Raw genomic sequence first — 7,001 nt, 5'->3', positions numbered from 1 at the left:
TTCCCGGTAAGTGCATATCGCAGGGCATCAACCCCCTGTTTTACTCACAGACGATGGTGTTGACGTTGTGCCGGCATAGAGTGCGCCGGCAGCGCGCGTCACGGCTGGATGAGCCGCCGGGAGCGGCGAAAGTCCGGCTTGCGTCTGGAACGCATGCCGGACGGTCCAACAGCCGGGATGAAGCGATGCCGGGGACCGCGCAGCGGCGCACGACCCGCCGGACGCGGGGAAGTCAAGAAGGGGCTCGCGTGAGCCCCTTCTTGTCGCTTGCCGGCACCCGGCAAAACATATAAATACCTGACGCAAGGCAAGCGAACTCCACGCCGAGGCGCCATAAACCTCCACGCCAGCCGTAAGCGAAATCCACCCCGAGGCGCCATAAACCTCCGCCCCCGCCACCAGCGAAATCCACGCCGAGGCGCCATAAACCGCCCAGTTGCAAGCCGCGCTAAGCTAAGAACCCGCCGAAGGCCCGCCATGGCCTGTAAAGGTGTGACATTGTCACGAATCCTCTCCCGAACAGCGCACGGCCAGATGGGATGCCCGGGGAACGGTCATAAACACGGCGATCGCGCCGGTCACAAGACACAGCGCGGCAATGGTCAGCGCGCCCTGGTCGATGGCAAAGGCCAGGCCCCAGTGACTGGCGCTGGCGCCGAGCAGCAGCGCGAACGCGCCCTGAATCAGATAGGCCACCAAATACAGGGCGGACAAGGTGCCGCCGCGCTGGTGAACGGGCGCGTACATATTGATAAGACCCAGGCCGCCCATAAACAGCAGACTGTAGCCGCACCCGGCGGCGATCAAAAAGCCCAGAAACAACAGCAGCGAATGCCAGGCCACCGACATCATCAGACACGCCATGCCCGCCAGGGTGCATAGTCCCCCCAAGGCAATCGCCGCGCGCGACGGCATACTTTTGCAGGCCAGTCCCACGCCCCCCAGCACGATGGCGAACACCGACATGGTGGCGCCGTTGAGCAGCACATTGGCGGAACCGATCAGATCGCGCGCTATCTTGGCCCCCAGGGACAAGCCCACGGTGCCTATGGAATAGGCGCATACCACCGCCGCCACCGCCGTCAACAGCACGCTGCCCAAGCCCGCCGGCACCGACGGGGTTCTCGGGCGCCAGCGTCTCTGCCCCGGGACCGCGCTATGGCGCGGCAAAAACCAGCTGGCGGCAAATATCAACATAATGATGACCAACAGCAGCCAGAAGTTCAGCCGCGTGGGAAAAGGCGCATATTCTATCAGCGCGCCGCCCACCAAGGTTGCCAGCGCCAGTCCCACCGCCTGCGATACCGTGGTAATGGCGCTGGCTTTTTTCGCCTGTCCCTCGGCGCTGAACTCAATCATGGCGGCGGTGGACGGCCCCGCCGACAGCCCCACCCCGATACCCATGAATACCCGGCCGAGATAAATCCACCACAAATCAGGCGCAACGGCGAACAGCAACACCCCGATAAGCGACGCCGCCAGTCCCAGCAGCATGGTGACGCGCCGGCCGATATAATCCGAGATATCGCCGAAACACACCAGGATGGCGACCACCACGATGGGATAAATGGCAAAGATAGTGGAGGTTTGGGTAGTGGTCAGGCCCCATTCCGAGGCATACAGCGGATAGGTCATGGCGGGCGCGGCGCTGGTCCAGATAGTATGGCCGACAACGGCGGCGGCCACCCAAAAACTGGCCCTCCGTCCAAGGGTCAAGGTCCTTCCGGTCATGTTATGGCTCACAGTCAGAAAAAAAAACGGCCGTCAGGCAAAGCTCAGGCGTGGGGACTATTCCGCAATCGGACGGTTTAACAACGGAAAGGCCACGGCGAAAAAATCATCCAGCGGCTGCCGGCAACGGGCTATTTTCATACGCACCACCGCGCCTTCCCAACTGTTGATGACAAACCGGGCCACTTTTTCCGCATCCAGGCTGGCGATGATGCTGCCGTCCTTTTGCCCTTCGCGCAGGGTGGCGGTAACGGCGGCGGTCCATTTTTCCAGCGATTGACAGATGGCCTGACGCAGCAACGGCGTGTTATCGGTCATCTCGGCGGCCAGGTTGCCGATAAGGCAGCCTTTTTCATAACCGAAATCGGCGTAATAGGCGGCCATATATTCAAAATGCGCGCGCAGGCGCTCTATGGGCGGCAGGCTCGGGTCATCGAGGATTTCCCGGTTCGAGTCCTGGCCGTAGATGGAAAGCACTTCCAGCGCCAGCAGCTCTTTGGCTTTGAAGTAGTTATAAAAAGACCCTTTCGGCACTCCGGCGGTATCCACAATATCCTGCACGCTGCACCCGCTGAAACCGAGCGTATGAAAACGTTCCAGCGCGGCGTCGACGATTTTATCGCGTACGCTTGGTTTTGCCATAAAAACAGAGCCTCCAGATAACGAATACCGCGTGATTATATAGATGACCGGTCGTATTTTGCAAGAGGTGCGACCCGGCCCTCAGCCGCCCAACCCTTTGTTCGCGGGCCTTTTGCTGCGCCGGGCGCTTTTCCGCCGGTTGAAAAGCGCCCCTGGTTAGCATAGCCTATTTAGTCAGGTATCTTTGCCCATTGGTGCGCTGGCCGGTGCGGCCGCATCCGCGCCGGCCGCCGCGTTTGCATCTTGCGCCGGCTGTTTACGCTTGAGCGCGCCGCCGGTGATACGGCGGATGGTCCAATAGAAAACCGGCGTCAGGATGAAACCGAACAGCGTCACGCCCAACATGCCGGCGAAAACCGCGATGCCGATGGCATTACGCATTTCCGCCCCCGCGCCCACCGACACCGCCAGCGGGGCCACCCCCATGATAAACGCCAGCGAAGTCATCAGGATCGGCCGCAGCCGCAGCCGGCAGGCGCTCAGCACCGCCTGGAGCAGGCTCTCGTTTTCCAGTTCGCGATCGCGGGCGAACTCGACTATCAAAATGGCGTTCTTACAGGCCAGGCCCACCAACACCACCAGGCCAATCTGGGTAAAGACATTGTTGTCGCCATGGGTCAGCTGCACGCCAATCAGCGCGCACAGCAGGCACATGGGCACCGTCAGGATCACCACCAGCGGCAGCGTCCAGCTTTCGTATTGCGCCACCAGCACCAGAAACGCCAGCAGCACGCAAATCGGGAACACAAAAATTGCGGTATTGCCGGCCAAAATCTGCTGGTAGGTCAGTTCCGTCCATTCAAAGCCCATGCCGTTGGGCAATTCCTGTTTCGCCAGGGCCTCCAGCCGGGCCTGGGCCTGGTCCGAGCTGAAGCCCGGCGCCGGCGAGCCGTTGATTTCCGCCGTCAGGCTACCGTTATAATGGCTGATGCGGTCCGGACCGGTGGTGTCGTAGGTGGTCACGAACGCGCCGATGGGGATCATCTGCCCGGTGGCGTTACGGGTCTGCAAATGGCCGATATCCTCGGCATGCATGCGAAAACGCGGGTCGGCCTGAACATTAACCTGGTAGGTCCGGCCAAATCGGTTGAAATCGTTGACGTAGACCGAGCCGAGATATACCTGCATGGTTTCAAATAGATCGGTCAGCGACACCCCCTGCGCCTTGGCCTTTTCCCGGTCGACGTCGGCATGGATTTTCGGTACGCCAATCTGATAGGAGGTGAACAATCCGGTCAGGGCGGGATCTTTGGCGGCGGCGGCGATCACCCTTTGCGTTGCCTGGAACAGGGCGTCCTGCCCCTGGTCGGCCTGATCCTCGATTTGCAGGCGAAAACCGCCGAGCGAGCCGAGCCCCAGGATCGGCGGCGGCGGGAACACCGCCACATTGGCTTCGGTAATACCGGCCAGCCGTTGGTTAAGCGTCATGGCGATCGCCCCGGCCGAGAGCGAGCTGTCGCGGCGCGCGCTAAAATCATCCAGCGTTAAAAACACCACCGCGGAATTGGTGCTGCGCACAAAACCGTTAATCGACAAACCGGGAAACGCCACCGCATGGCCGACGCCCGGCGTACCCAGCGCGATTTCGCTGACCTTGCGCACCACCGCCTCGGTACGGTCGAGCGTGGCGGCGTCCGGCAACTGGATAACCGACACCAGGTAAAGCTTATCCTGTTGCGGTACAAATCCGCCCGGCGTGCGCATAAACAGCAGCACGGTCAACGCCAGCAGCCCGCCATAGATTAACAATGCCGCCGACGACCGGCGCAGCACGCGCGATACCACCCCGACGTAGGTCTGGGATAGTCGCACGAACCCAAGGTTAAACGGCCGGAACAGCCAGCCGAAAGCGTGGTCGATAAAGCGCTGGAAGCTATCCTTGCCGGCGTGATGCGGGCGCAGCAGCAGCGCCGCCAGCGCCGGCGACAACGTCAGGGAATTAAAGGCGGAGATCACCGTGGAAATGGCGATGGTCAGGGCAAACTGGCGATAGAATTCACCGGTCAGGCCGCTCAGGAACGCGGTGGGGATAAACACCGAGCACAGCACCAGCGCCGTGGAGATTATCGGGCCGCTGACCTCGCCCATGGCCTTATGGGTGGCCGGCACCGGCGCCAGGCCCAGCGCGATATTTCGCTCGACGTTTTCCACCACCACGATGGCGTCGTCGACCACGATGCCGATGGCCAGCACCAGGCCGAACATGGTCAGGGCGTTCAGGCCGAAGCCCATCAGCAGCATAACCGCAAAAGTGCCCACCAGGCTCACCGGCACGGCGACCAGGGGAATAATCGAGGCGCGCCAGCTTTGCAGAAATAAAATAACCACCAGCACCACCAGGATGATGGCCTCGAACAGGGTATGCACCACTTCATCGATGGACTGATGCACAAAGCCGGTGGTGTTGTAGACGATATGGTACTTGACGCCCTGGGGAAAATCCTTCGCCAGGCGGTCCATGGTGGATTGCACGTTATCGGCCATTTGCAGGGCATTGGTGCCCGGCCGCTGGAAAATGCCGAGCGCCACCGCGGGCTGGTTGTCGAGCAGGGTGCGCAGCGAATAATTGTCCGAGCCCAGCTCGAGGCGCGCCACGTCGCGCAAGTGGATAATCTTGCCCTGCCCGTCGGCGCGCAGGATGATATCGCCGAACTGATCTTCGGTCTCCAGCCGTCCCTGGGTGACCACGGAAATCTGGAACTGCGCCTGGCTGGCGGTGGGCGAACTCCCTACCTGGCCCGCCGCCACCTGGATATTTTGTTCGCGCAGCGCCGCCACCACGTCGCCGGCGGTAAGAGCGCGCGCCGCCAACTGCTCCGGATCGAGCCACACCCGCATTGAATACGGCCCAAGGCCGAAAACGCTGACATCCCCCACGCCATAGGCGCGCACCAGCGCATCCTTGACATGCAGCTGCGCAAAGCTTGCCAGGTAGAGCATGTCATAACGATTATCATCCGAGGTCAGGTGGACCACTTCAATCAGCGTGGGCGAAGATTTATTGGTGGTGACCCCGACCCGCTGCACTTCGGGCGGCAGCCGTGACAGCACCTGCGCCACGCGGTTTTGCACCAGTACCTGGGCTTTGTCGCCGTCGGTGCCCAGCGCAAAGGTGACCGTTACGGTCAGGGCGCCGTCGCTGGTGGCCTGGGAGGATTGATACAGCATGCCTTCGACGCCGTTAATCGCCTGTTCGATGGGCGAGGCCACCGTTTCGGCAATCACCGATGGGTCGGCCCCGGCGAAGGTGGTATTGACCACAATGGTGGTCGGCACCACTTCCGGGTACTCGGCGATGGGCAATAGCGGCAGCGCCACTAATCCCGCGGCAAAAATCACCAGCGACAACACCACCGCGAACCGTGGCCGGCTGACAAAAAACCGTGAAATATTCATAACGACCTCAAAGGGATGGACAGCCGGCCATGGCGACGCCGCGCCGGGTAAACGCAAAGCATGGGCAGGCTAATCATGGGGAAGCAATGCCGCCAGCGCGGTCGGCGCGGTGTCCGATGTCGCCGGATGCGGCGCCACCACGTCTCCGGGCCTGACTTTTTGCAGCCCGTCCACCACGACCTGTTCGCCCTCGTTCAGCCCGCTTTTCACAATGCGCCACTCGCCCACCGCCTGCCCCAGGGTAATGGCCCGATATTGCACCCGCCGTTCTTTATCCAGCACCAGCACATAACGTTTGCCCAGATCGGTCCCCAGCGCCTGTTCCGGCAACAAGGCCACCTGCTCCACCTCGGATGACACCAGGCGCACCCGGGTGAACAGACCGGGCGTCAGGCTGCCGTCGGCATTGTCGAGCACCGCCCTGGCCGCCAGGGTGCCGCTGCGGGGATCCACCGCGTTGTCCAGGAAACGCAGACGGGCGCTATGCGGGAAGCCGTTTTCGCCCATCAGGCCGATATACACCCGGTTATCTTTGCCGCGCTGGGCGGCGGCATATTTCAGGTAAGCCTGCTCGTCCACGTTAAAGGCTGCGTATATCGGGCTATCGGACACAATGGTGGTCAGCAGGCTATCGGTGGTCACCAGGTTGCCACGGGTGATCATCGCCTTGGAGATGCGTCCGTCGATGGGGGCGCTCACTTCGGTAAACGACAGGTTCAGCCGCGCGGAGACCAGCGCCGCCTGCGCGGCGGCCACATTGGCCACGGTGACTTTGGCGTTGGCTTCCTGCGCGTCAAGCTCGCTGCTGGAAATGGCGTTCACCACGATAAGACGCCGGCTGCGTTCCCGGTTGGTCCTGGCCAGCGCCGCGTTGGCCACCGCCTGCTGCAGACCGGCCTCCAGCCGGTCCACCTCCGCCTGGTAAGGCCTGGGGTCAATGTGATACAGCACTTGCCCCTTATGGACACGCGCGCCGTCGTCAAAAGCGATAGCATCGATAAAACCCCCGACCCGGGGCCTGATCTCCACGCTTTGCATGGCCTCCAGCCTGCCGGTAAAATCGTCCCATTGGCGTACCGGTTGAAACATCACCGTGGTTACCGCAACCGGGATTGCCTGCTGTTTTTGCGGCGCCGTCGCCGCCGGCTTGCAGCCGGCGACCAGCAGGGCCGCCAGGACCGGCAGTATGAAAAGCGGCGCCGTACGCGCGCCGGACTTGGGTGTGCTCATGG

The 7,001-nt window shown here is 62.0% G+C and carries 5 protein-coding genes; 1 reads left to right on the top strand and 4 read right to left on the bottom strand.

The genetic code is table 11. The features are described 5' to 3' along the window. Positions 1-293, top strand: a 293-nt coding sequence (locus tag VGC33_RS03915) for a hypothetical protein (RefSeq protein ID WP_331119246.1), incomplete at its 5' end; no start/stop codon positions are given. A 208-nt stretch (positions 294-501) separates the two neighbouring features. On the opposite strand, the gene VGC33_RS03910 is transcribed toward VGC33_RS03915, so the two are convergent. The 4 genes from VGC33_RS03910 to VGC33_RS03895 all read right to left on the bottom strand — a co-directional run bounded on the left by VGC33_RS03910 (position 502) and on the right by VGC33_RS03895 (position 6,999). Continuing rightward, positions 502-1,731 carry an MFS transporter gene (locus VGC33_RS03910; protein WP_331119244.1) on the bottom strand — a complete coding sequence of 410 codons (1,230 nt, stop codon included), beginning with the start codon at positions 1,729-1,731 and terminating at the stop codon, positions 502-504. Between the two features lie 57 nt (positions 1,732-1,788). Beyond that, positions 1,789-2,373: a TetR/AcrR family transcriptional regulator gene (locus tag VGC33_RS03905; protein ID WP_331119242.1), complete on the bottom strand. Its 585-nt coding sequence runs from the start codon at positions 2,371-2,373 to the stop codon at positions 1,789-1,791. 174 nt (positions 2,374-2,547) lie between these two features. After that, entirely contained in the window at positions 2,548-5,769 is a 3,222-nt protein-coding gene (locus VGC33_RS03900) for an efflux RND transporter permease subunit (RefSeq protein ID WP_331119240.1), read from the bottom strand. Positions 5,770-5,838: 69 nt separating this feature from the next. Then, the gene (locus VGC33_RS03895; protein ID WP_331119238.1) at positions 5,839-6,999 is read right to left on the bottom strand and encodes an efflux RND transporter periplasmic adaptor subunit; all 1,161 of its coding nucleotides are present in this window, start codon (positions 6,997-6,999) and stop codon (positions 5,839-5,841) included. Positions 7,000-7,001: the final 2 nt, after the last annotated feature.

The sequence above is a fragment of the Acerihabitans sp. genome, from assembly GCF_036398755.1.
Taxonomy (GTDB): Bacteria; Pseudomonadota; Gammaproteobacteria; order Enterobacterales; family Enterobacteriaceae; genus Acerihabitans.
Note: the sequence above shows the minus strand (reverse complement) of the source record. Positions and strands in the feature narration are given on the sequence as shown.